At 72.4% G+C, this 24574-nt stretch carries 20 protein-coding genes; 10 read left to right on the top strand and 10 right to left on the bottom strand.

The genetic code is table 11. From position 1 onward, the window contains the following. Positions 1 to 2 precede the first annotated feature (2 nt). The 7 genes from ACIRF8_RS26070 to ACIRF8_RS26100 all read left to right on the top strand — a co-directional run bounded on the left by ACIRF8_RS26070 (position 3) and on the right by ACIRF8_RS26100 (position 10052). The gene (locus ACIRF8_RS26070) at positions 3 to 734 is read left to right on the top strand and encodes a hypothetical protein (RefSeq protein WP_404218280.1); all 732 of its coding nucleotides are present in this window, start codon (positions 3 to 5) and stop codon (positions 732 to 734) included. Positions 735 to 1065: 331 nt separating this feature from the next. Beyond that, on the top strand, positions 1066 to 3798 hold the full coding sequence (locus ACIRF8_RS26075; RefSeq protein WP_404218282.1) for an SCO5717 family growth-regulating ATPase: 2733 nt from the start codon (positions 1066 to 1068) through the stop codon (positions 3796 to 3798). Between the two features lie 314 nt (positions 3799 to 4112). Further along, positions 4113 to 5999 carry an ABC transporter substrate-binding protein gene (locus ACIRF8_RS26080; RefSeq protein WP_404218285.1) on the top strand — a complete coding sequence of 629 codons (1887 nt, stop codon included), beginning with the start codon at positions 4113 to 4115 and terminating at the stop codon, positions 5997 to 5999. 60 nt (positions 6000 to 6059) lie between these two features. After that, positions 6060 to 7148 (top strand): ABC transporter permease, encoded by a 1089-nt coding sequence (locus ACIRF8_RS26085; RefSeq protein ID WP_404218287.1) that lies wholly within the window; start codon positions 6060 to 6062, stop codon positions 7146 to 7148. Beyond that, a complete protein-coding gene (locus tag ACIRF8_RS26090) occupies positions 7145 to 8068 on the top strand; it encodes an ABC transporter permease (protein WP_404218289.1) in 924 nt (307 codons plus the stop codon). Before ACIRF8_RS26085 ends, ACIRF8_RS26090 begins: the two co-directional genes overlap by 4 nt. Beyond that, complete coding sequence (locus ACIRF8_RS26095) at positions 8065 to 9057, top strand: ABC transporter ATP-binding protein (RefSeq protein ID WP_404218291.1); 993 nt, start codon at positions 8065 to 8067, stop codon at positions 9055 to 9057. The genes ACIRF8_RS26090 and ACIRF8_RS26095 overlap by 4 nt, the downstream gene beginning before the upstream one ends. Then, positions 9054 to 10052 (top strand): oligopeptide/dipeptide ABC transporter ATP-binding protein, encoded by a 999-nt coding sequence (locus tag ACIRF8_RS26100; RefSeq protein WP_404218293.1) that lies wholly within the window; start codon positions 9054 to 9056, stop codon positions 10050 to 10052. The genes ACIRF8_RS26095 and ACIRF8_RS26100 overlap by 4 nt, the downstream gene beginning before the upstream one ends. A 70-nt stretch (positions 10053 to 10122) precedes the next feature. Here ACIRF8_RS26100 and ACIRF8_RS26105 read toward each other — a convergent pair whose 3' ends face one another. The 10 genes from ACIRF8_RS26105 to rimP form a co-directional block, all read right to left on the bottom strand. Beyond that, a complete protein-coding gene (locus ACIRF8_RS26105; protein ID WP_404218295.1) occupies positions 10123 to 10611 on the bottom strand; it encodes a carboxymuconolactone decarboxylase family protein in 489 nt (162 codons plus the stop codon). A 107-nt stretch (positions 10612 to 10718) separates the two neighbouring features. Beyond that, positions 10719 to 11681 carry a bifunctional riboflavin kinase/FAD synthetase gene (locus ACIRF8_RS26110; RefSeq protein ID WP_404218297.1) on the bottom strand — a complete coding sequence of 321 codons (963 nt, stop codon included), beginning with the start codon at positions 11679 to 11681 and terminating at the stop codon, positions 10719 to 10721. Positions 11682 to 11883: 202 nt separating this feature from the next. Beyond that, positions 11884 to 15213 carry a trypsin-like peptidase domain-containing protein gene (locus ACIRF8_RS26115; RefSeq protein WP_404218299.1) on the bottom strand — a complete coding sequence of 1110 codons (3330 nt, stop codon included), beginning with the start codon at positions 15211 to 15213 and terminating at the stop codon, positions 11884 to 11886. A 258-nt stretch (positions 15214 to 15471) separates the two neighbouring features. Next, positions 15472 to 16377, bottom strand: coding sequence for a tRNA pseudouridine(55) synthase TruB (gene truB, locus ACIRF8_RS26120; RefSeq protein ID WP_404218301.1), 906 nt, complete (start codon positions 16375 to 16377; stop codon positions 15472 to 15474). A 2-nt stretch (positions 16378 to 16379) separates the two neighbouring features. Then, entirely contained in the window at positions 16380 to 16844 is a 465-nt protein-coding gene (gene rbfA, locus ACIRF8_RS26125; RefSeq protein WP_404218303.1) for a 30S ribosome-binding factor RbfA, read from the bottom strand. Positions 16845 to 16882: 38 nt separating this feature from the next. Next, on the bottom strand, positions 16883 to 17176 hold the full coding sequence (locus tag ACIRF8_RS26130; RefSeq protein WP_404218305.1) for a DUF503 domain-containing protein: 294 nt from the start codon (positions 17174 to 17176) through the stop codon (positions 16883 to 16885). A 152-nt stretch (positions 17177 to 17328) separates the two neighbouring features. Further along, the gene (gene infB, locus ACIRF8_RS26135) at positions 17329 to 20418 is read right to left on the bottom strand and encodes a translation initiation factor IF-2 (RefSeq protein ID WP_404218307.1); all 3090 of its coding nucleotides are present in this window, start codon (positions 20416 to 20418) and stop codon (positions 17329 to 17331) included. A 146-nt stretch (positions 20419 to 20564) separates the two neighbouring features. Continuing rightward, positions 20565 to 20843, bottom strand: a complete 279-nt coding sequence (locus tag ACIRF8_RS26140; RefSeq protein ID WP_404218309.1) for a YlxR family protein — start codon at positions 20841 to 20843, stop codon at positions 20565 to 20567. 104 nt (positions 20844 to 20947) lie between these two features. Beyond that, on the bottom strand, positions 20948 to 21934 hold the full coding sequence (gene nusA, locus ACIRF8_RS26145) for a transcription termination factor NusA (RefSeq protein ID WP_404218311.1): 987 nt from the start codon (positions 21932 to 21934) through the stop codon (positions 20948 to 20950). A gap of 2 nt (positions 21935 to 21936) precedes the next feature. Next, a complete protein-coding gene (gene rimP, locus ACIRF8_RS26150; RefSeq protein WP_404218314.1) occupies positions 21937 to 22446 on the bottom strand; it encodes a ribosome maturation factor RimP in 510 nt (169 codons plus the stop codon). A gap of 196 nt (positions 22447 to 22642) precedes the next feature. Here rimP and ACIRF8_RS26155 point away from each other — a divergent pair, with 196 nt between their 5' ends. From ACIRF8_RS26155 to ACIRF8_RS26165, 3 genes are read left to right on the top strand one after another with little or no spacing between them, the layout of a single operon-like run. After that, complete coding sequence (locus tag ACIRF8_RS26155) at positions 22643 to 23146, top strand: hypothetical protein (protein ID WP_404218316.1); 504 nt, start codon at positions 22643 to 22645, stop codon at positions 23144 to 23146. A gap of 4 nt (positions 23147 to 23150) precedes the next feature. Next, positions 23151 to 23615: a ferritin-like domain-containing protein gene (locus ACIRF8_RS26160; RefSeq protein ID WP_404218318.1), complete on the top strand. Its 465-nt coding sequence runs from the start codon at positions 23151 to 23153 to the stop codon at positions 23613 to 23615. Positions 23616 to 23666: 51 nt separating this feature from the next. Further along, complete coding sequence (locus tag ACIRF8_RS26165) at positions 23667 to 24569, top strand: aminoglycoside phosphotransferase family protein (RefSeq protein WP_404218320.1); 903 nt, start codon at positions 23667 to 23669, stop codon at positions 24567 to 24569. Positions 24570 to 24574: the final 5 nt, after the last annotated feature.

A 24574-nucleotide genomic window follows, 5' to 3' on the forward strand; every position in this document is an offset into this window, starting at 1 on the left:
CCATGACCAGCCAGATTCCCGGTATCGGTGAGCGGTTGCGGACCGGGTTCGGTCTGCTCGGGCCGAGACACCAGCGGCACGCCCTCTCCCCGGAGCAGCTCGACACGCTGTCGCTGCCCATCGGGGACGACGGTGTGGTCGTCGGTGTGGACGCCGAGGGGCAGCCCGCCGTGATGGGCATCAACCGGCCGACGCCGTACGACATCGTGCTCATCGGTGGCCTCTGGACGGCGCAGGTACTGGCGTTGCGGGCCGCCGCGACGGGTGCGCGGGTCGCCGTGGAGACGGGCCGTGCGCAGCAGTGGGCGCAGCTCGTCCAGGCGGTCGGCGGCGGGCAGTCGGGGATGACCGTGCACGACGTGGGGCGGGTGCCGCCGCAGGGTGCTTCGGCCGGTGGCCCCGTGCTCGTCATCCGCGACTGCGGTATGCGGCCCCCGCGCGGGCGCGTGGCCTCGGCGCCCTGGCAGTCGGTGCTGACGCTGCTGCCGTACCTGAGCCCGGTCGCGCCGCGTCTGATGCGGCAGGCCCGGCTCGTGGGTGTGCAGCGGGTGTCGCCGGACGAGGCGACGGAGATCGGGCGCGTCCTCGGGTTGCCCCGCGGGGAGTACGAGTCCCTGCCGACGCTCGCCGACGGCGTGACCCTGTGGTGCACCGACCGCGACCGGCAGTATGTGATGACGCAGGCGACGGACGCCGAGACCGGATTGTTGGGAACCGCGCGGCGCATGGATTGAACGCGGCGCACGGATCGAACGTTTCGGACATTTGACGGCGATGGACGGCGATGGACGGCGTTGGACCGTGTTTGTTCGTCACGTTTTGGTGTACGTCCGGCGTGGGCGCGAGTGCTTTCGGGCCCTACGTGACGCAGCGGACGTCCGCGGTGAGGTGGACGGACCTGCCGTGCGCATGGTTTTCGTGATTAGGCTGGGGCAGGACGTTTCGTGAGCACTCGTGTGCGGGTGCCTCGGGCGTCAGGGGGCCAGGGGGTCAGCCCGGCGGATCGATCAGGAACGGTCGGCCCCCAGCACGGCACGAGGGTGCTCGACCACACCAGGAGGCATTGTGAACAGCGATCGGGACGGTATCCGCGGGGGCTGGGATTCACCCGTCGATGATCAGTCCGACGCGGAGTCCAGTGTCGAGATGACGGGCGAGTTCACCATCGACTACGCCCCTCCGGCCTGGTACACGCAGAACGCGTCGGCGACCGCCGCCGCACCCGAGCCGCCCGCGCCCCCGGCGCCCGCGGCTCCCACTCCCCCGCCCGCCTCCGTCCCCCCGGTCCCGGCTCCGGCCGCTCCGGCGCCTGTCTCCCCGGAGCCGGACCTCGGTTCCGCCAACGGGGACCTGGAGAGCGGCGCGACGATGAAGTTCTCCGCGGCCTCGCTGAAGCGGGAGTTCGAGGAGCTGGCCGCGCTCGGCGAGCGGAACGACACGCCTGACGCCGCCGCGGCGCAGGGTGACGCCGCCGCCGATGACGGTGCCAATGCCGGTGCCGGTGCCGGTGCCGGTGAGTCGCCCCGGTCCTGGGTGGACACCCACGGTGCCTCCGGTACGTCTGGAGTCTCCGGTACGCCTGGTGATTCCGGTGTGCCTGGTGCGCCTGGTGCGCCTGGTGCGGACAACGCTCAAGCCGCCGCCTCCACCGACACTTCGGGCGACACGGACTTCCCCCTGGCCGACGCGAACGACGCGGCCGGCGAGAGTGCCGGCCACGAGACGGGCGCGGAGCCGGAGGCCACCGCGGACCAGCCGGGTCAGCCCGACACTCAGGTCCAGGCGGACCAGGGGAACCAGGGGAACCAGGACGCCCCGGAGGGCGCCGCCGACGGCGAGCCCGACATCGCCGCCGAGCCCCCGGCCCCTGTCCCAGCCCCAGCCCCGACCCCCGCCCCCGAGACGGCCCCGGACGCCGCCACCACGCCGGCCCCCGCACCGGCCCCGGCCCCCGCCCCCGAAGCCGCCCCCGCCGCGGCCTGGACTCCCCCGCCCGCGCCGGACGGTGGGGTTCCGCCGCTGCCCCCGGCGTTCCAGCCGGCCGCGCCGCCCGCCGCGCCGCAGTGGACCGACCCGGCCGCGGCGCAGCAGCCGCCTGCCGCTCCGCCCGGCTGGCCCGCGCAGCCCGGCGCCGCGGCGCCCGCCCCACCGGCACAGCCGCAGCCCCAGCCCCAACCGCAGCCGCACCAGGCACCGCAAGCCCCGCCGCAGAGCGGCTACGGCTTCCCGCAGCAGGCACAGCCCCAGCCCCTGCCCCAACCGCAGCCGCAGCCGCACGCGCAGCCCCCGGCCCCCGGCCCGCAGCCCGGCTACGGTTTCCCGCAGCAGGCGCAGCCCCCGGCGCAGGGCCAGCCGCAGCCCCAGCCGCACCAGGCCCCCCAGTCCCCGCAGTCCCCGCCGCAGCCCGGTTACGGCTTCCCGCCGCAGCAGCCCCAGCCCGCCCCGCAGCCCCCGTACGGCGCTCAGCAGCCGCCCGTCGCCGACCCGCGCTCCGGTGCCGCCTGGCCGCAGCCCGTGCAGCACGACCAGCGTCAGCCCACGAACGTCGGTGGCGCCCCGCTCGGTTACACGGCCGCCGTGGAGCTCTCCGCCGACCGGCTGCTCAACAACAAGAAGCAGAAGGCGAAGAGCGCCCGCCCCGGCAGCGGCAACGCCCGTTTCAAGCTCGGCGGCAAGAAGGAGGAGGCCGAGCGGCAGCGGAAGCTGGAGCTGATCCGTACGCCGGTCCTGTCCTGCTACCGGATCGCGGTGATCAGTCTGAAGGGCGGCGTCGGCAAGACGACGACCACCACGGCGCTCGGTTCGACCCTCGCCACCGAGCGGCAGGACAAGATCCTCGCGATCGACGCCAACCCGGACGCGGGCACGCTCGGCCGCCGCGTACGCCGCGAGACCGGCGCGACCATCCGCGACCTGGTGCAGTCGATCCCGCACCTGCACTCGTACATGGACATCAGGCGGTTCACCTCGCAGGCGCCGTCCGGCCTGGAGATCATCGCCAACGACGTGGACCCGGCGGTCTCGACGACGTTCAACGACGAGGACTACCGCAGCGCCATCGACGTGCTCGGCAAGCAGTACCCGATCATCCTGACCGACTCCGGTACGGGCCTGCTCTACTCCGCGATGCGCGGGGTGCTCGACCTCGCCGACCAGTTGATCATCATCTCGACCCCGTCCGTGGACGGTGCGAGCAGCGCGAGCACGACGCTTGACTGGCTCTCCGCGCACGGCTACGCGGATCTCGTCGCGCGCTCGATCACAGTCATCTCCGGGGTCCGCGAGACCGGCAAGATGATCAAGGTGGAGGACATCGTCAGCCACTTCGAGACGCGTTGCCGCGGTGTCGTCGTGGTGCCGTTCGACGAGCACCTGGCGGCCGGTGCCGAGGTCGACCTCGACATGATGCGGCCGAAGGTGCGGGAGGCGTACTTCAACCTCTCCGCGATGGTCGCCGAGGACTTCTCGCGCGCCCAGCAGCAGCAGGGCCTGTGGACCTCGGACGGCAACCCGCCGCCCACCATGGCCCCGCCGATGCCCGGCGGCCAGCAGCCCTACCCCGGGCAGCAGCCGTACCCCGGTCAGCAGCAGCCCTACCAGCCCTACCCGGGCCAGCAGCAGCCCGCGCCCTACCCGCCGCAAGGGGCGCCGCCGCAGGGCCCGCCGCCCGCGCAGCCGCAGGCACCCGGCCCGCAGCCCGGCTGGCAGGCCCCGCCGCCGCACCAAGCGCAGCAGCCGCCGCAGCCCCAGCAGCCCGGCCCGCCTCCGGGCTGGCAGCAGCAGCCGCCGCAGCAGTAGCGGCAACTCTCCGAAAGACCCGCACCCTTGGCCGGTGCGGGTCTTTCGCGTGTACTGGACCGTACCGGCGCGACCGGGGCGCCACCCGCTGGCCTGCAAAGCGTCAGAGGTCTTGACCAATGTGCGTGAATTGCGGGTCAACTCGTTATTTCCGCAGGCCACATGGGGTTCAACTGCCGTTGACGTGTGTCAACTGCCGCTGATAAACCAACACTTCATTCCCCCCGAACGTCCGAACACAACGTTTCGAACACAACGTTCCGAACACCCAAGTCCAGCCATGCTGTGCGAGCGATGCGTGAGGTCCCCGACCGATGGATACAACGGCTCAGCAACACCAGCACCACAGAACGGCTCGTGCCGGGCGTCGCGGCGTGCGGCTCCTCCTCGCGGCCGGTGCCGCTGCCTTCACCCTGACGGCGGGCCTGGCGACCCCGCTCAACCCGGCCCCCCAGCAGGCCGAGGCCAAGGCCGACAGCGGTAAGAAGACCCTCACGGTGGCGGTCGCGCAGAGCGTCGACTCGCTGAGCCCGTTCCTGGCGCAGCGCCTCCTCAGTACGAGCATCCTGCGTCTGACGAACGAGTTCCTGACGAACTACGACCCGAAGGACAACCACGTCGTCCCGGGCTTCGCCACGAAGTGGGAAGCATCGTCCGACAAGTTGACGTGGACGTACACCATTCGGTCGAACTCGAAGTGGTCCGACGGCCGGAAGGCGACCGCCAAGGACGTGGCGTTCACGTTCAACAAGATGATGACCGACGAGGGCGCGGCGACGGCCAACGGCTCGTTCGTCGGCAACTTCAGGAAGGTCACCGCGCCCAGCGACACGCGGCTCGTCATCGAGCTGAAGAAGCCGCAGGCGACCATGACGGCCCTCGACATCCCGATCGTGCCGGAGCACATCTGGAAGGACGTCAAGGACTACGCGAAGTTCAACAACGACGAGAAGTTCCCGATCGTCGGCAACGGCCCGTTCGTGCTGACGGACTACAAGACCGACCAGTACGTGAAACTGGAGGTCAACAAGGACTTCTGGCGCAAGTCGAAGACGCCGCAGTTCGACGAGATCGTCTTCAAGACGTACAAGGACCAGGACGCCGCGGTCGCGGCCCTGCGCAAGGGCGAGGTCTCCTTCGTCGCCGGTTCCCCCGCCCTGACGCCCGCGCAGGCCGCGTCGCTCAAGGGCGAGCAGAACATCAAGGTCAACGAGGGTCCGGGCCGCCGCTTCTACGCGATCGCGGTCAACCCGGGCTGGAAGACCAAGGACGGCAAGAAGTTCGGTGACGGCAACAAGGCGCTGCTCGACAAGAAGGTGCGCCAGGCGCTGTTCCGTGCGGTCGGCACCAAGGCCATCGTGGACAAGGTCTTCCAGGGCCACGCCGTGCAGGGCGCGGGCTATATCCCGCCGCGCTTCTCCGACTACTTCTGGCAGCCCTCGGACAGCCAGAAGCTGACCTACGACGTGACGGCCGCGGGCAAGATGCTCGACGAGGCGGGCTACCCGCTCAAGGACGGCAAGCGCGTCGGCAAGGACGGCAAGCCGCTCGACCTGCGCATGCTGTGCCACGCCACCGACCCGAACGACAAGGCGGTCGGCAAGTACCTGAAGGAGTGGTGGGGCAAGATCGGCGTCGGCCTCAAGCTCAACTGCGTCGACGACGTGTCCGTGCCCTGGTACGCGGGTGAGTACGACCTCGCCTTCGACGGCTGGTCGGTCAACCCGGACCCGGACTTCGTCCTCGGCATCCACACCTGCGCCGCCCTGCCCACCAAGGCACGGGAGACGGCGGCGACCGACAACGGCATCTGCGACAAGACGTACGACGACCTCTACGACAAGCAGCTCGCCGAGTACGACCCGGCCAAGCGCGCCGGTTACGTCAAGCAGATGGAGTCGTGGCTGTACGACTCCGGGTACATGAATGTCATGGCCTACCCGAACGCGGTCGAGGCGTACCGCACGGACCAGATCAAGTCCATCCAGACCATGCCCACCGCGGCCGGCAACATCTACGGCCAGGACGGGTACTGGAGCTGGTGGTCGGCCGAGCCGGCGTCCGCGTCCAGCAGCGACTCGGACTCCTCCGGTTCCTCCACCGGCATCGTGATCGGGATCGTGATCGCCGCGCTCGTCGTCATCGGCGGCGGCGTCTTCTTCGCCATGCGGCGAAGGACCACGGCGGACGACCGCGAGTAGTCCCTTTCGAGGACCACGAACGGCTCACACCCGCACGAGTAACGAGAGTTCGCATGAACCATGACTGCTGACAGCACTCCCGCGCTCGTGCGGGACGCCGCCGCGGCCGACGGCGACCCGGCCTTCCCGGCCGGGGCGTCGCCGGGCGCCCGCGGCCCACGGGCCCGTAACACCACGGCGTACCTCCGGTACGCGGCGGCGAAGATCGCGGGCGCGATCGTCTCCCTCTTCGCCGTCCTCGTCACCAGCTTCTTCCTCTTCCGTCTCATCCCGAGCGATCCGGTCAAGCAGATGACCGGCGGCAAGCGGGTCTCCGAGCAGCAACTGGAGAACCTGCGCCACCAGTTCGGCCTCGACCAGCCGATGTGGCAGCAGTTCACGTCGTACATCGGGGACGCGCTCACCGGGGACTTCGGCACCTCGTACCAGTTCCACACCCCCGTCATCGACAAGATCACCGAAGCGCTCCCGGCGACGCTGCTGCTGACCGGCACGGCGTACGTCCTGTACTCGGCGCTCGGCATCTGGCTGGGCACGCGCACGGCCTGGCGCAACGGTTCGCGCAGCGACCGCTTCAACACGGCGTTCGCGCTGACCCTGTACTCGGTCCCGTCGTTCTGGCTCGGTCTGCTCCTGATCATCGTCTTCGCGGTCGGCATCGGTCCGATCCCGGGCATGTTCCCGACCGGCGGCCTCGAATCGGGTGGTGAGACCGGGTTCGCGTACGTCATCGATGTCGCGCACCATCTGGTCCTCCCCGTGATCACGCTCGTCGCGGTCGGGTACGCGCAGACGCTGCTCGTCATGCGCTCCTCGCTCCTCGACGAGATGGGCAGCGACTATCTGACGACCGCGCGGGCCAAGGGGCTGCGCGACGACGTGGTGCGCCGCAAGCACGCGGTGCCGAACGCGATGCTGCCCACGTTCACGCTGATGTTCGTCAACCTCGGGCATGTGGTCGCCGGGCAGATCCTCGTCGAGACGGTCTTCTCCTGGCCGGGTCTCGGCGGTCTGTTCTACTCGGCTCTGTCCGTGCCCGATCTCCCGCTCGTCCAGGGCCTGTTCTTCGTCTTCGCCACCGCGGTGATCCTCGCGAACACCCTCGCCGACATTCTCTATCCGCTGCTCGACCCGAGGGTGGGCCGATGACGACCGAGACCGCTCCCGTCACCGAGACGGGCGATCCGCGGGCCCTGGCGCGGGCCCGCAAGCGCCAGTCCCTGACCCGCTTCTGGCGCTCGTACCGCGCGCACCGCAGTGGGCTGTGGGGGCTCGGGCTGCTCATCCTGATCGCGCTCATCGCCGTTCTCGCGCCGGTCCTGGTCGGCGCGGACTCGCAGAACGTGACGGACGCGCCCGGCGGGCCCCTCGAAGGCCCGAGCGGCGCCTTCCCGCTCGGCACCGACCAGTTCGGCCGCAGCGTGCTCGCCCTGCTGGTGTACGGGGCCCGCGTCTCGCTCACCGTGGGCCTGCTCGCCGCGTTCCTGTGCGTGGCGATCGGCACGGTCATCGGGATCGTCGCCGGGCACTTCCGCGGCTGGTACGCGACCGTGCTGATGCGCGTCACGGACTGGTTCCTGGTGATGCCGACGCTGGTCCTGGCCATCGCGCTCGCCACGGTGATGGACCGCTCCATGTGGACGGTGATCATCGCGATCGGCGTGACGACGTGGCCGACGACGGCACGCCTCGTGCGCGCCCAGACCCTGGCCGTGGAGTCGCGCCCGTACATCGAGCGCTCCCGCGCGCTCGGCGGCGGCCACGGCCACATCATGACGCGGCATGTGCTGCCCAACGTGATGCCGCTGGTCCTCGCCCAGACCACCATGATCATCTCGTCCGCGATCCTGACGGAGGCGACGCTCGCCTTCCTCGGCCTGTCCGACCCGACGATCACCTCGTGGGGCGGCATGCTCCAGGACGCGCGCGAGGCGGGCGCGGTCAGCGCGGGCGACTGGTGGTACCTGGCCCCGCCCGGCATCGCCATCGCCGTCGTGGCCCTCGCCTTCACCCTGTGCGGACGCGCGATCGAGGCCGTCCTGAACCCGAAACTGGGGGCCCGGTCATGACACTGCTCCAGGTGAACGACCTGACGGTGACGTACGCGAGCGGGGCGCGGGCCGTGCGCGGCGTGGACCTGTCCGTGGAGGCGGGGAGCAAGCTCGGCATCGCGGGCGAGTCGGGCTGCGGCAAGTCGACGCTCGCCCTCGCGCTGCTGCGCCTGCTGCCCGCCGGGACGAAGGTCACCGGCGAGATCCTGCTCAACGGCGAGGACGTCCTGACGATGAAGTGGGGCCGGGTCCGCGCGGTGCGCTGGGCCGGTGCCTCCATCGTCTTCCAGGGCGCGATGCACTCGCTCAACGCCGTGCACCGCGTCGGCGACCAGATCGCCGAGCCGATCCTGCTGCACAAGAAGGCGACGCAGGCGGGCGCGAAGAAGAAGGTCGCCGAGCTGCTCGACCACGTAGGACTGCCCGCCGCGCGCGCGTCCGCGTATCCGCACGAGCTGTCCGGCGGTCAGCGCCAGCGCGTGATGATCGCGATGGCGCTCGCCTGCGAACCCGAGCTGATCGTCGCGGACGAGCCGACGACGGCCCTGGACGTGATGATCCAGGCCCAGATCCTGCGCCTCATCGAGCAGTTGGTGGCGGAGCAGGACCTCGGACTCATCATGATCAGCCATGACCTGGCGATCCTCTCCGACACCTGTGACCGGCTCGCGGTGATGTACGCGGGCCGCGTCGTCGAGGAGGGACCGGCGACCCAGGTCTACGAGAACGCGCTGCACCCCTACGGCAACGCCCTGTCGGCGGCGTTCCCGACCATCGGCGACCCGGCGTCCCGGTTCGCGCCGCGCGGTCTGCCCGGCGATCCGCCGGACCCCGCCGCGCTGCCCTCGGGCTGCACGTTCCACCCGCGCTGCCCCAGAGCGCTGGAGGTGTGCGCCGTCGAGGACCAGCCGTTGCGGGACGCGGGCGACGGGCGCCGGGCGGCCTGTGTGCACGTGGCGGGCGGGATCGGGGCGCTCGACGTAGAGGCAAGGAGCACCACGGCATGACGGGTACGCGGCATCTTTTGTCGGCCGAGCAGTTGAAGGTGACGTTCCCGGGCCGGCGCGGCGCGTCCGAGGCGCGGGCCGTGGACGGGGTCGACCTGGACATCGCGCCGGGCGAGATCGTGGCCCTGGTCGGCGAGTCCGGCTGCGGCAAGACGAGCCTGGCGCGCACACTGCTCGGCCTCGAACGGCCGACGGCGGGGCGGGTCACCTTCGCGGGTGAACCGCTGGACCACGGCTCCCGCGCGCTGAAGGCGTACCGCAAGCGGGTGCAGTTGGTGCTCCAGGACCCGAGCGGTTCGCTCAACCCGCGGCACACCGTGTACGACGCGGTGGCGGAGGGGCTGCGCATCCACGGGTACGCGGGCGACGAGCGCGAGGCCGTCGGGCATGCCCTGTCGCGGGCCGGGCTCCGGCCCCCCGAGCGGTTCTTCCTGCGCTATCCGCACGAGCTGTCCGGCGGGCAGCGCCAGCGTGTCGTCATCGCGGGCGCGCTGGTCCTGGAGCCCGAACTCATCGTGGCGGACGAACCGGTGGCGTCCCTCGACGCGTCGGTGCGCGGCGAGATCCTGGCGCTGCTGCTCAGGCTCCGCGACGAGCTGGGTCTCTCGGCGCTGGTCGTCACGCACGACCTGGGCCTGGCCTGGAACATCGCGGACCGGGTGGCGGTGATGTATCTGGGCCGGATCGTGGAGACGGGCAAGGTCGAGGAGGTGCTGACCGCGCCGCAGCACCCGTACACGCAGGCCCTGTTGTCCGTGCTGCCGGAGGCACCCGGCGATCCGGTCGTCCTCACCGGGGAGCCGCCGGACCCGTCACGGATCCCGGGCGGCTGCCGGTTCCACGCGCGCTGTCAGGTCCTGGCGAGCGGGGAGGCCGAGCGGGTGGGCGTCGCCGACTCCTGCCGCTCCGTGGATCTGCCCGTGCTGTCGGGCGGGGGCGAGGCGCAGGTGGCCTGCCATTGGGCGCGGGCACGCGTGGCCGAGGGCGCGCCTTAGCGTCCGCGGAACCCTCCCGGGTGGGACCGCGCGCCCGACGGCGCGCGGTCCCACCCGGGAGCGGGGCGGTTCAGCCCTTGTGGAACGCCGCCGCCTGACCGACCTCGTAGCCGCCCGCGGGCTGCTGGGTGATGACGTTCAGGCGGTTGAAGGCGTTGATGGCGGCGATCAGGCACACCAGCGCGCCGAGCTGGTCCTCGTCGTAGTGCTTGGCGGCGTCGGCCCATGCCTCGTCGGTGACGCCGCCGGCCGCGTCGGCGATCCGGGTCCCCTGCTCGGTCAGTTCCAGGGCGGCCCGCTCGGCCTCGGTGAACACCGTGGCCTCCCGCCAGGCCGCGATCAGGTGGAGCCGCAGCGGGGTCTCGCCCGCGGCGGCGGCCTCCTTGATGTGCATGTCGAGACAGCCCGAGCAGCCGTTGATCTGGCTGGCGCGGATCTTGACGAGCTCCTGCGTCGCGGCGGGCAGGGTCGAGTCCGAGAGCGGCTGGTTGACCGCCACGAGCCGCTTCACGAAGCTCATGGCGGTCTTGTTGGCGAACATGTTCAGACGGGCTTCCATGACGAACTCCCTGTGCCGTGGTGAGTGCTTTCACCAACCGGACGGGACAGGGGGGTCCGTTCGTGACATGGCGCGGGTGTGACCTGCGCCACCGCTGGCGTCCGCCTTCAGAGCCTGTCGTCGGCGCCGAACGCCTCGACGAGTTCCCGGGAGCGCTTCACGTCGTTCGCGATGGCCTCGATGAGCTGGTCGAGCGAGTCGAACTTCGCCATGCCGCGCACGAACGCCAGGAAGTCCACGGCCACGTGCAGCCCGTACAGGTCGAGCCCCACCCGGTCGATGGCGTACGCCTCGACGGTGCGCTCGACGCCGTCGAACTGGGGGTTGGTGCCCACGGAGATCGCCGCGGGCATCGCCTCATCGTTCACGTGCAGCCAGCCGGCGTAGACGCCGTCCGCCGGGATCGCCGTGTGCGGCAGCGTCTCGACGTTCGCGGTGGGGAAGCCCAGCTCGCGTCCGCGCTGCGCGCCGCGGACGACCACGCCCTCCACGCGGTGCGGGCGGCCCAGGATCTCCCGGGCCCCGTCCATGTCGCCCTCGGCGACCAGCCGGCGCGTCAGTGTGGAGGAGAACGGCTGCCCGCCGCCCGCGGTACCGCTCACGTACAGATCCACGACCTCGACCTCGAAGTCGTAGGTCCCGCCCTGCTCGGCGAGGAAGGCGACGTCGCCCGCGGCCTTGTACCCGAAGCGGAAGTTGGGGCCCTCGACGACGACGCGCGCGTGCAACCTGTCGACCAGCACCTTCGCCACGAACTCGGCGGGTGACAGCTTCGAGAACTCGGTGGTGAAGGGCAGGATCAGCACGGCGTCGACGCCCAGCTCGGCCATCAGCTCGGCGCGCCGGTGGTGCGGGGCGAGCAGCGGCGGGTGCGAGCCGGGGCGCACGACCTCGCTCGGGTGCGGGTCGAAGGTGACGACGACCGCCGGGAGGCCCAGCTCGCGCGCCCGCTCGACGGCCCGCCCGATGATCAACTGGTGTCCGCGGTGCACCCCGTCGTAGGAGCCGATGGTGACGACGCTGCGCCCCCAGTCCTGGGGGATGTCCTCCAAGCCACGCCAGCGCTGCACGGTGATTGCTCCTCGCAAACCTGTGTACGACGAATCCGTCTCTGCGGTCTCTGCGCTCCCGGTGGCCCGACGCTCCCGACGGTCTCGACGGCTCTCGCGTCTCCTGCCGATGTCCGCCACCGATTACGCAGGTCTAAGAGTGCCATGCCGACCGCCCGCGTCCGTCATCGGGCGGGTACGCCGACGCTTCCCGGGCGGTCTCTCAGGCGGGTACCCGCACCCCGGCCACGCTCTCGACGGCGCGCCGGGCGCTCGGCCCCACCAGGGCCGCCCACTCCCGGGGCGCGGCCGCGAGCCAGTGCGCCAGCGGCGCGGCGAACCCGGGGACGCTCCGCGCGAGTTCCACCAGGGTCCGGTCGAAGCGGGCGGCGCCCTCCGGGGTGCGGACGAGGAGGGTCCCCGTGCGGTGCACCAGTTCGCGCGTCCGGGGCTGTCCGAGCCGCACCGCGCCGCGCGCGGCGGCGCGCACCACGGCGGCCAGGACGTCCAGGTCGCGTTCCCGTCCGAGCAGGACGTCGAGCAGTTCGGCCCGCGTCCCGCGCGAGGTGGCCGTGCCGGGCGCGGCGAGGACCGGCGCGAGTGCGGCGCGGACCGGGGTGGGTCCGGTCCGCAGCAGTTCCGCGACGAGGGGGAACAGGGCGCCGCGGGCGGCGGAGCCGTGCTCCAGGCGCCGGTCGACGAAGGCCGCCACGTGCCCGGCCGCGGTGTGGGGCGCGACCCGGGCCAGCTCCGCCATGAGGGTGGCCGCGCGCCGTGCGAGAGCGGGCGTCGTGAGGTCGGCCAGGGTCAGCGGTAGCTCGGCCGTGCCGGGCCCCGGCGCCGTGAGCCGGGTCCTGAACGCCTCGAAGACCTGCTCCGGGTGCGTGGTGAGGGCCGGGGCCAGCGCCGACGCGGGAAGCCGCGGATCCCCTTCGGCGAACCGGCGCAGGGCCCGCTCCAGATATCCGGGCCGCGACCGCGGATCCTGTACGAGCACGGCGAGCGCGGCGCTGTGCAGGGCCTGGTCGAGGGGGCGGTCCAGCAGGGCGCGCGCGGCGCGGCGCAGCGGTTCCCGGTCGGCGTCGGCCGTCACGCGGGCGGCCACCCGCGGCCCGTGCGTCGCGGCTGCCGTGTGCCGGGCGGGCCGCTCGTCCTCGGCCCACCGGGCGACGGCCCGGCACAGCGCGGACGGCTCCTCGTCGGTGAGGGCGGTGAGCAGTTCGCCGGCGCGCGGGTGGGCGCGGTCGGCGAGCGCGTCGAGGAGGTCGTCGACGGCCCGGTGCCGGTGGGTGTGGAGCAGGGCCTGGGCGGCGGTCGCCACGGTGGCGTCGGGCAGCGCGGGCAGCGGTCGCTCGTCGTCGAACCAGCGGATGAGCCGCCGCTGCGCCCGCGTCGGATCGGCTGCCAGACAGGCGGCGACGGCGTCGAGATACCGGCCGCCCGGCTCGCGCGCGTCGTGCACGACGAGCCGCCGCAGCAGTTCGAAGCGCAGGTCCTCGTCCACGGGCAGCGCGGTCCAGAACCAGGGTCCGAAGGCCCCGCGGTCGGCGAGCCCTTCGAGGACGAGCCGGTAGGGGCGGGCGTCACGGACGCGCAGCAGCACCTCGCTGGCGAGGTGCCCGGCCCACCAGCCCGCCTCCTCCGCTGTCCCGTGCGGTCCGCACCACTGCGCCAACTCTCGCAACCGGGCACCCAGTTGATCCGTTCCACCCTGCCGCTCGACCAGCAGCAGCGCGCGCACCACGGGCCCGGCCCGGTGGCGCGGCACCGGCACCGATCCCCCGCTGCGCCGCCGCAGCACGAGCGCGTCGAGGGCCCCGTCCAGGTCCAGGTGCATGCCCTGGATCCAGTCGGCGACCTCCTCGTGCGCGAACCGGTATCCGCTGCCCGCGGGCACCAGCGCGCCCTCCGCGAGTACGGCCGACGCCCAGCCGCCCGCCCTGCCGCGCGCGCCCCAGGGGAACAGTTCCTCGAACGTCTCGCGGTCCAGTTCGCCCTGCCCGGGTCCCAGGCTGCGCCGGGCCGCCTCGTGCAGCCGCCCGGAGACCCGCGCGGCGAGCCGCCGCACCCCTCTGCCCCGCACGCCGTCGGCCGCCGCGAGCCGCACGGCCACCCGCAGGCACAGCAGATCGAGGTGGGCCGCGAACACCTCCTCGCGGTCGGGGCGGCCGAGCGTCCTGTCGGGCAGCGCCGCCCGCACCTCGCCGAGCAGCCGCAACACGAGCGGATGCCCCGCGTCCGCCGGTGCGAGCACGCCCTCGGGGATCCCGTACCGCTGGCGTGCCCGGCGGGCCTGCGCGGCGGTCAGCTCCCCGACGCGTACGCACGCGGGCAGCCGCCCGGCCCGCCCGTGCAGCGCTTCGCCGGTGAACAGGGGCCCGGCCTGCTCCCAGTACTCCGGGCGGCACGCCAGGACGAGCCGCACCCCGGCGGCCGTCAGCCATCGCTCGGTCTCCCGGGTCCACCCGGCGAGCCGGTGCGCGAGCACGGGCGGCATCTCCTCGGGCCCGTCGAGCAGCAGCACCAGCGGCCGGCCCGCGGCGCGGGCGATACCGGCGACGCTCTCCGGCGAGAGGTCCCCGAGCGCGCCGGGCTCGACGGACCGGGAGGCGGCGACGATGCGTCCGGCCCGCGCCAGCGCACGTCGTACGGCGTCGGCGACCGAGGTGTCGTCGGCCCGCAGATCGGCGCCGCGCAGCCACAGGGTCGGCGCGGCGCCCTCTCGTCCTGCCCGTCGCGCGGCGAGGGCGGCGAGTTCTGTCGTACGACCGCTGCCGGGCGCCCCGACGAGGGCGAGCACGCTCGCTCCGCCCGCCTCGAAAGCCGTCAACTCCCCTTGCAAGTCCGGGCGTTCGACCGGCGCGACGGGTGCGGGGCCGGGGCCGTCGCTGCCCACGGAGACGGCGGTCAGATGGAGCACCCCGGCCAGGTTCAGCCCGGAGCCGTAGACGGGCACGGCTGCGTCGTTGCGGGCGAGGAGCGCGGCCAGCCGGGGTTCGGCGGCGGCTGCCGCGCGCAGCGGCACCGCGAATCCGGCGGCCTGGCGTCCGGCCCGCAGGGCGGTTGCGAGGACCGCGACGACGGCGCCGGTGCGGGCGTCGAGGACGGGCCCACCGGCGGCCCCGCCGCCGAGTCGCAGCGCGTCGGCGCCGGCCGTCCCGACCGCCAACTCGATGGCGTCGCGCACCAGATGGGAGCGGCCCGCGGCGGTGTAGGTGACGTCGGCGCGGTCGAGCACCCGGGCCTCGCGCCAACCGCAGGCGGCGATCCGCAGATACGCCCCGGTGCGCCCGGCCGGGCCGCCCGCGACGGGCAGCGGCGGCACGCCGAGCCCCCGCGTGCGCACCAGGGCGAGGTCGACCCCGGGCAGTTCGACGACCGATCCGGGCCCCACCCGGTCGCTCGTCCCGTCCGGCGCGTGCACCACCAGGCCCTCCAGCCCGTCCACCACCTCGTGGCTGGTCAGCACGGTGCCGCGCTCGTCCGCGACGAACCCCGTCCCGCGTGGCCGCCCGGCCAGATCGCAGATCCGTACCAGAGGCGGATCCCCCATGCCGCGCCCCTCCTGCCGCTCTCCGTTACGCCCCGTATGTCCGACCGTAGGCGCGGGATGATCAGCGGGACAGACCCCGGAGCGAACGCGCCCCCTTCCACTCCCCCGTATCACTCCGAGCGCCTGCTCGAAGGGGTGAACCGATCGGGTGTGCCGGAGAGACCCTTGGAGGGGGAACAAGGGGGAACAGGGGGGAACGTGGAGCGGCGGCCACCCAGAGACCGGACAACCGCCGCTCCACCGAAAAGTCCGGTGCTCTCAGCCGAACACGGCGAGGCTCTTGGCCTTGCCCTTCGACTCCTCGACGAGCGCCAGGAACTGACCGGCGGGATCGAACACGCCGATCGGGCCCCGGCCGGCGTACTCGCCGGGCATCTCGAGCCGCACACCGTTCAGGAGCAACTTCGCCCGGCGCTCGTCCACGTCCCACCGGGGGAACGCGGCAGCGGCGGCGTCGGCCACCGGCAGGACGGACAGCTCCTGCTGGTGCTGGTCGAGGGTGCGCGCCGCGTCGAGCTTGTAGGGGCCCACGCGCGTGCGGCGCAGCGCGGTCAGATGCCCGCCGACGCCGAGGTCCGCGCCCAGGTCGCGGGCGAGCGCGCGGATGTAGGTGCCGGACGAGCACACCACGGAGACGACGAGGTCGAGCACCGGCGTACCGTCCTCGGCGACGCCGTCCCTGACGTCGTACACGGTGAAGGAGGAGACGGTGACCGGCCGCGCCGGGATCTCGAAGTCCTCGCCGTCCCTGGCCCGCTTGTAGCTGCGTACGCCGTTGATCTTGATGGCGCTGACCTTCGACGGCACCTGCATGATGGCGCCGGTCAGCTTGGCGATGCCCGCGTCGACGGCCTCGCGCCTGACCCCGGACGCGTCGGCCGACGAGGTGATCTCGCCCTCCGCGTCGTCCGTCAGGGTGTTCTGTCCCAGGCGGATGGTGCCCAGGTACTCCTTCTCGGTCAGCGCGAGGTGGCCGAGGAGCTTGGTGGCACGCTCGACGCCGAGCACGAGCACACCCGTAGCCATCGGGTCGAGGGTGCCCGCGTGGCCGACGCGGCGGGTCTTCGCGATCCCGCGCATCTTGGCCACGACGTCGTGCGAAGTGAAGCCCGACGGCTTGTCGACGATGACAAGCCCGTCGGGCGGTGGGGTGCGGTCGGACATGCTCAGGCGTCGTCCGTCTCGTCATCGTCGTCGGCTGCGTCGGCGTCTTCCGGCTTCCGGTACGGGTCGGCGCCGCCGGCGAACGTGGCGCCCGCGGACGTCTCGCGCACCTTCTCGTCGGACTGCCGCGCCTTGTCGAGGAGGTCCTCGATCGTCTTGGCGTTGTCCGGCAGGGCGTCCGCGACGAAGGTCAGGCTGGGCGTGAACTTCACACCGGCCGCCGCTCCGACCGCGGACCGCAGAACGCCCTTGGCGCTCTCCAGACCGGCCGCGGCCTCGGCCCGCTCCTCGTCGTCCCCGTACACCGTGTAGAAGACGGTCGCCTCCCGCAGGTCACCCGTGACCCGGGTGTCCGTGATGGTGACGTGGGTGCCGAGCCGCGGGTCCTTGATCCCACGCTGGAGCTTCTGGGCCACCACCTCTCGGATGAGGTCCGCCAGCCTCTTGGCGCGCGCGTTGTCGGCCACTGGTCCGTCTCCTTAGTAACTGTCTCGCTCTTGTTGCTTCAGTCTTCGTCGCTGTGGAGCCTGCGTCGAACCGAGAGCAGTTCCACCTCGGGCCGCCCGGCGACCAGACGCTCGCAGCGGTCCAGTACGTCGGTGAGGTGTCCCGTGTCCCCGGAGACCACCGCGAGCCCGATCTCGGCCCTGCGGTGGAGGTCCTGGTTGCCCGTCTCCGCCGCGCTCACCGCGTACTTGCGGACGAGTTCGGCCACGATCGGGCGGACCAGGGAGCGTTTCTCCTTCAGCGAGTGGACGTCGCCGAGGAGCAGATCGAAGGACAGAGTCCCTACATACATGTATGTGTCCGGATGTCCCGCCGGTTCGGGGTCGTATGGGCGCACTTCCGGTACGCCGATACAGGAACCGTACACGCAACGGCCGGGGCCGATCGACGGAAATAAGCTCCGCCGACCGGCCCCGAACCTGCTGCCGCGTGGATCCGTGAGGATCAGGCGCGCGGCTTCTCGCGCATCTCGTACGTCGCGATGACGTCGTCGACCTTGATGTCGTTGAAGTTGCCGAGGTTGATACCGCCCTCGAACCCTTCGCGGATCTCGGTGACGTCGTCCTTGAAGCGACGCAGACCGGAGATGTTGAGGCTCTCCGCGATGACCTTGCCATCGCGCAGCAGGCGCGCCTTGGTGTTGCGCTTGACCTCGCCGGACCGGACGAGCACACCGGCGATGTTGCCCAGCTTGGACGACTTGAAGACCTCGCGGATCTCCGCCGTGCCGAGCTCGACCTCTTCGTACTCCGGCTTGAGCATGCCCTTGAGGGCCGCCTCGATCTCCTCGATGGCCTGGTAGATCACCGAGTAGTACCGGACGTCGACACCCTCGCGCTCCGCCATCTGCTGCGCACGGCCGGCTGCCCGGACGTTGAAGCCGATGACGATGGCGTCGGAGCCGGTCGCCAGGTTGATGTCGGACTCGGTGACCGCACCCACACCGCGGTGCAGGACGCGGATGTCGACCTCGTCGCCGACGTCGAGCTGGAGCAGCGAGGACTCGAGAGCCTCCACCGAACCGGACGCGTCGCCCTTGATGATGAGGTTGAGCTCCTGCACCAGACCGGCCTTGAGGGCCTCGTCCAGGTTCTCCAGGGAGAACCGGATGCCGCGGCGCGCGAAGTTGGCGTTGCGCTCGCGGGCGGCACGCTTCTCGGCGATCTGACGGGCCGTACGGTCCTCGTCCACCACCAGGAAGTTGTCGCCGGCGCCCGGGACGTTGGTGAGACCGAGCACGAGGACGGGGGTCGAGGGACCCGCCTCCTCCACGTTCTCGCCCTTGTCGTCGAGCATCGCGCGGACACGGCCGTACGCGTCGCCGACCACCATCGTGTCGCCGACCCGCAGCGTGCCTCGCTGGACGAGGACGGTCGCCACGGCACCGCGACCACGGTCGAGGTGCGACTCGATCGCAATACCCTGCGCGTCCTGCTCCGGGTTGGCCCGCAGGTCGAGCGAGGCGTCCGCGGTCAGGACCACGGCCTCGAGCAGGGAGTCGATGTTGAGACCCTGCTTCGCCGAGATGTCGACGAACATGGTGTCGCCGCCGTACTCCTCGGCCACCAGACCGTATTCGGTGAGCTGACCGCGCACCTTGGTCGGGTCGGCGCCCTCGACGTCGATCTTGTTGACCGCGACGACGATCGGCACCTCGGCGGCCTTGGCGTGGTTGAGCGCCTCGATCGTCTGGGGCATGACGCCGTCGTTGGCCGCGACCACGAGGATCGCGATGTCGGTCGACTTCGCACCACGCGCACGCATGGCGGTGAACGCCTCGTGACCCGGGGTGTCGATGAAGGTGATCTTGCGCTCTTCGTCGTTCACCTCGGTCGCGATCTGGTACGCGCCGATGTGCTGGGTGATGCCGCCGGCCTCGCCCGCGATGACGTTCGTCTTGCGGATGGTGTCGAGCAGGCGGGTCTTACCGTGGTCGACGTGGCCCATGACGGTCACGACCGGCGGACGGGAGACCAGGGCCTCTTCGCCGCCCTCGTCCTCGCCGAACTCGATGTCGAAGGACTCGAGCAGCTCGCGGTCCTCCTCCTCCGGGCTGACGACCTCGAGGACGTAGTTCATCTCGCCCGCGAGCAACTGGAGGGTCTCGTCGGAGACGGACTGCGTGGCAGTGACCATCTCGCCGAGGTTCATCATCACGGCGACGAGCGACGCCGGGTTGGCGTTGATCTTCTCCGCGAAGTCGGTGAGCGAGGCACCGCGCGACAGGCGGACGGTCTGTCCGTTGCCGCGAGGCAGCATGACGCCGCCGACCGACGGGGCCTGCATGGCCTCGTACTCCTGGCGCCTCTGACGCTTCGACTTGCGGCCACGACGGGCGGGCCCGCCGGGACGGCCGAACGCACCCTGCGTGCCACCGCGGCCACCGGGACCACCGGGACGACCGCCACCGGGACGACCGGCGAAACCGCCGCCGCCACCGGGGCGACCGGCGAAGCCGCCGCCACCGCCGCCGCCACCGGGACGACCGGCGAAACCGCCGCCACCACCACCGGGACCGCCGGGACGACCGGCGAAGCCGGGACGACCGCCGCCGCCACCGCCACCGGGACGACCGGCGCCGCCGGGACCACGGCCACCGCCGGGGCCACCACCGGGACGCGGGCCCGCGGCGGGACGCTGCGGCATCATGCCCGGGTTCGGACGGTTACCGGCGGGGCCGCCGCCGGGACGCGGACCGGCCGCGCCGCCCTGCGGACGAGGCATGCCGCCCGGGGTCGGACGGGCGCCGCCCTGACCCTGCGGACGGGGACCACCCTGGCCGGCACCCTGCGGGCGCGGGCCGCCGGGGGCACCCTGGCCACCCGGACGCGGGGCGCCGCCCGGACGGGGCGCCTGCGGGCGCGCCATGCCGGTGGAGCCACCAGAGGTGAAGGGGTTGTTGCCGGGACGCGGACCCGCGGGACGGGCACCGCCCGGCCGGGGAGCGCCCTGGCCCTGGCCGCCCTGGCGCGGAGCGCCCTGACGGTCACCGCGGTCGCCGCGGTTGTCACGGCCCTGCTGACCGCCCTGGCCGGGGGCCGGACGGCCACCGGGCTTGGGGGCACCGGGGCGGGCGCCCGGACGCGGGCCGCTCGGCGCCGGGGCCGACGAGGCGGCCGGGGCGGCGGGGGGCGCCGTGAACTCGGGTGCGGCCGGAGCCGGCGAAGCGGGCTTGGGAGCCGGCTTGGCGGGCGCGGGACGCGGGCCCGGCGTCGCCGCGGCCGGAGCCGGGGCGGCGGGCGCCTGCTCGGCGGCCGGCTTCGGGGCCGGCGGACGAGGCGCGGCAGGCTTCGCGGCCTGCGCGGGGGAAGGGGTGGGACGCGGCGCCGCGGGCTTCGCGGGCGCGGCCTTCTTGGCGGCGGGCTTGCCGCCGTTGCCCTGCTGGAGGGCGTCAGTCAATTTGCGTACAACCGGCGCCTCGATCGTCGAGGACGCAGAACGTACGAATTCACCGAGTTCTTGGAGCTTGGCCATGACGACCTTGCTCTCTACGCCGAACTCCTTGGCGAGTTCGTATACCCGGACCTTAGCCACTTCGCTCCTTTTAGGTCCGGGTTACGCCGGACCGTCGCTACTTCATGGGCGTACTCATCGCGTGCTCATCGAGTGCTCATCGCAATCTCGACCTACTTCCAACTCGCGGGGTACCAGGGCCGCACAGGGGTTCCGTGCGGCGCTTCTTACGGTGTCGCCTGCTCGACCCGGTGGCGCAACGCCTCCGTGTCGAACGGTCCAGGGGCCTTGAAAGCCCGCTGGAACGCCCGGCGGCGGAGCGCCAGGTCGAGACAGACCAGGGCGGGGTGCACGTAGGCACCCCGGCCGGGCAGCGTACCGCGATCATCGGGGACACATCGGCCCTCGGTCACCACGATCCGCAGCAGATCGCTCTTGGCCGCTCGCTCCCGGCATCCCACACAGGTTCGCTCAGGGCATGCGCGGGCATGCGTCCGGCCAGACACGCTTAAGTCTACCTCCCCGTACCGACCTCACCCCTCCGGGGCATAAATCGAACGGCTGTTTCTTGTCACATACTGTCGTGATCCAAGCGCGGAGCGCCCGGGATTTATTCCCCGGCCTGCTCGGTGTCGGGACGGATGTCGATGCGCCAGCCGGTGAGGCGGGCCGCGAGCCGGGCGTTCTGCCCCTCCTTGCCGATGGCGAGGGAGAGCTGGTAGTCCGGGACCGTCACGCGGGCCGAACGGGCCGCCATGTCGACGATCTCGACCTTGGAGACACGGGCGGGCGAGAGGGCGTTGGCGACCATCTCCGCCGGGTCGTCCGACCAGTCGACGATGTCGATCTTCTCACCGTTCAGCTCGGCCATCACGTTGCGCACGCGACCGCCCATGGGGCCGATGCAGGCGCCCTTGGGGTTGAGCCCGCTGCGCGTCGAGCGCACGGCGATCTTCGTGCGGTGCCCGGCCTCGCGCGCGATGGCCGTGATCTCCACGGAGCCGTCGGCGATCTCCGGCACCTCCAGGGCGAACAGCTTCTTCACCAGGCTCGGGTGCGTGCGCGACAGGGTCACGGACGGGCCGCGCACCCCCTTCGCGACGCGGACGACGTACGAGCGCAGCCGCATGCCGTGCTGGTACTCCTCGCCCGGCACCTGCTCCTGCACGGGCAGGATCGCCTCGAGCTTGCCGATGTCGACCAGCACGTTCTTCGGGTCGCGGCCCTGCTGGACCATGCCCATGACGATGTCGCCCTCACGGCCGGCGTACTCGCCGAGCGTCGCGTCGTCCTGGGCGTCGCGCAGCCGCTGGAGGATGACCTGCTTGGCGGTGGTGGCGGCGATGCGGCCGAAGTCCGACGGGGTGTCGTCGAACTCCTTGGCCTCCTGGCCCTCTTCAAGATCGGCCGGGTCCTCCGTCGCCCACACGGTCACGTGGCCGCTCTCGCGGTCCAGCTTCACGCGTGCGCGGCGGAAGCTCCCCTCGGTGCGGTGGTAGGCGATGAGGAGGGCCGACTCGATCGCCTCGACCAGCAGATCGAAGGAGATCTCCTTCTCCCGGACCAGACCCCGCAGGGCACTCATGTCGATGTCCACGGCTACGCCTCCTCTGCTTCTGATGCGTCGTTCTTGTTCTTGCGGTTGAACTCGACCTGCACGCGCGCCTTGGCGACGTCGGAGAAGGCGAGTCGTCGGGCGGTGGCCTTGCGGCCCTTCACGCCCGGTACTTCGAGGTCGAGGCCGTCGTCGTCGACCTTGAGAATGCGCGCGACCAGCTCGGACTCGTCGGTGAGCTGGAACCTGACGAGGCGGTCCGTGGCGCGGACGTAGTGGCGGTGCTCGGTGAGGGCGCGCTCGGCGCCCGGCGTCCCGACCTCCAGCTCGTACTCGCCGTCGCCCATGGCGTCGCTCTCGTCGAGCTTCGCCGAGAGCGCGCGGCTCACATCGGCGATCCGGTCGAGGTCGGCTCCCTCGTCGGAGTCCACGACCACACGCAGCACCCGCTTCCGTCCTACCGAGGCGATCTCGATCTCTTCGAGGTCGAGCCCCTGCGAGCTGACGAGCGGTTCCAGTAGTTCCCGCAGCCTCTCGTTCTGGGTCGTGCTCATCCGGGTGACTCCTCGGCCGCGTGTGCTGTTGTGGTGTGGCATTCCATGCGTGTCAGGTCAAAGGGTATCCGGTCCAGGGGGGTGTTGCGGTCCACCGGGCGGGGGGCGACTGTACGGTGATCACCGGCCGCTCCGTCCCGGTCGCGCCGAAGCCTTTGCCGAAACCCCTTCCCGAGTCTGTCGAGGACGACCACCCGTGCCGCTCACCCCCCAGGCCCGCTCCGGGCCACGCCGTAGGAGTCTGCTCGCCTCGCTGGCCGGGGCCGCGCTGCTGACCGGGTGTTCGGCGGGCGGTGACGAGAGTGCCGGGGGCGGCCGGGGCGCGCCCGCCGCGACGCGGGAGAAGCGGCTCAGGGCGCGGGCGGCCCGGGAGAGCGCGGACCTCCTGGGCGGTTACGACGAGGCGCTCGCCGCGCACCCCTCGCTCGCGGCCCGGCTCGACCCGCTGCGCGCGGAGATCCAGCGGCACGTGGAGGCGTTCGGCGGGGCCGGCGCGCCGTCCGCGCTCGCCCCCTCGACTTCGACGCCGCCGGTCGCCGAGAAGGACGTGCTGAAGGCGCTGGCGGCGGCCGAGCGGGCGCTGTCGGACCGCCGCATGACGACCCTCGCCGATCCGGCCACCCCCGCCGAACACGCGCGGCTGCTCGCCTCGGTCGCGGCGGCCGGGGCCGGGCACGCGTACCTGCTGACGGAGGGCTGACGGGATGAGCGAGAGCGACCTGCTCGCGGCGGTTCAGGCGGCACTGCGCGCCGAGCACGCGGCGGTGTACGGGTACGGGGTGGTCGGCGGGCGGATCCGCGAGGGGCGCCGCGCGGAGGCGCGGGCCGCGTACGACGCGCATCGCGCCCGCCGGGACGAGCTGCGGCGCACCGTGCGTGACCTGGGCGGCGACCCCGAGGAGTCGGCGGGGGCGTACGCGCTGCCGTTCCCGGTGCCGGACTCGGCGGCGGCGGCCCGGCTCGCGGCGGACATCGAGGACAAGGTCGCCGGGGTGTACGCGGACCTGGTGCGGGCGGCGAGCGGTGAGCGGCGCCGGGGCGCGGCGGACGCGCTGCGCGAGGCGGCGGTCCGTGCGGTGCGCTGGCGCGGCGGGAGCGTAGCCTTCCCTGGGCTCGCCGAACGGGCCGCGGTGCCTTCCGCGTCGTCCCCGGCGTCCCCGCGTACGTGAGCGGTCGCCGGATCCGGTGGCCGCGCAGTTCTGGAAGGGGATCTCCCGCGCATGGCTCTCGAACCGCCGCAGCGACTGGTGAACGCGCTCGGCGAGGTGCGCGACGACGGGGCGTCGGCGTGGCTCGCCCGGGTCGGTGATCTGCTCGACGAGGCCGCGGCCCGGCGCCGGGTGACCGTCGAACGGGTGCATGTGCCCGGCGGGCGCAGCAGTCTGGTCGCCCATGTCCGGACGGCGGACGGCGCTCCCGCGGTGCTGAAGGTGGCGCCGGAGCGGTTCCGTCCCGAGGCGGAGCGGGCGGCGCTGACGCACTGGGACGGGTTCGGCGCGGTGCGCCTGCTCGACCCCGGGATCAACGACGGGGCGCTGCTCCTGGAGCGGCTGCACCCGGAGGTCTCCGTGCGGACGCTGCCGGAGGCCAAGGCGCTCCTGGAGGCGGCGGGGACGCTGCGGCGGTTGTGGACGGAGCCGCCCGCCGGGCGCAACTGCGAGACGGTGCCCGAGCGCACGGGCCGGCAGGCGACCGTGATGCGGGCGAGCGTGGCGGCCTTCCCGGAGGTGGCGCCGCTGGTCGACGCGGCTCTGGAGGCCCGTGCGGAGCTGGTGGCCGCGCCGCCCGAACCGCGTCTGCTGCACGGCACGTTCCGGCAGAGCAAGGTGCTCCAGGGCGAACGGATGCCGTGGCTGGCGGTCGGCCCCGACCCGGTCGTCGGTGAGTGCGCCTTCGATCTGGCCCGCCTTGTGCGCGACCGGGTCGAGGACCTGATCGGCTCGCCGTCCGGGCCGGCCATCACGCGCCGTCGGGTCAAGCGCCTCGCCGAGTCCCTCGATGTGGACCAGGAGCGGCTGCGGGGCTGGACGCTGTTCCGGGCCGTGGAGTCCGGGGTGCGGGCGATGCGCGTGGGCCGGGAGCGGGACGGCGAGAACCTGCTGGAGTTCGCGGGCTGGCTCTGAGACAC

The organism is Streptomyces sp. NPDC102406 (assembly GCF_044765725.1).
Lineage (GTDB): Bacteria > Actinomycetota > Actinomycetes > Streptomycetales > Streptomycetaceae > Streptomyces.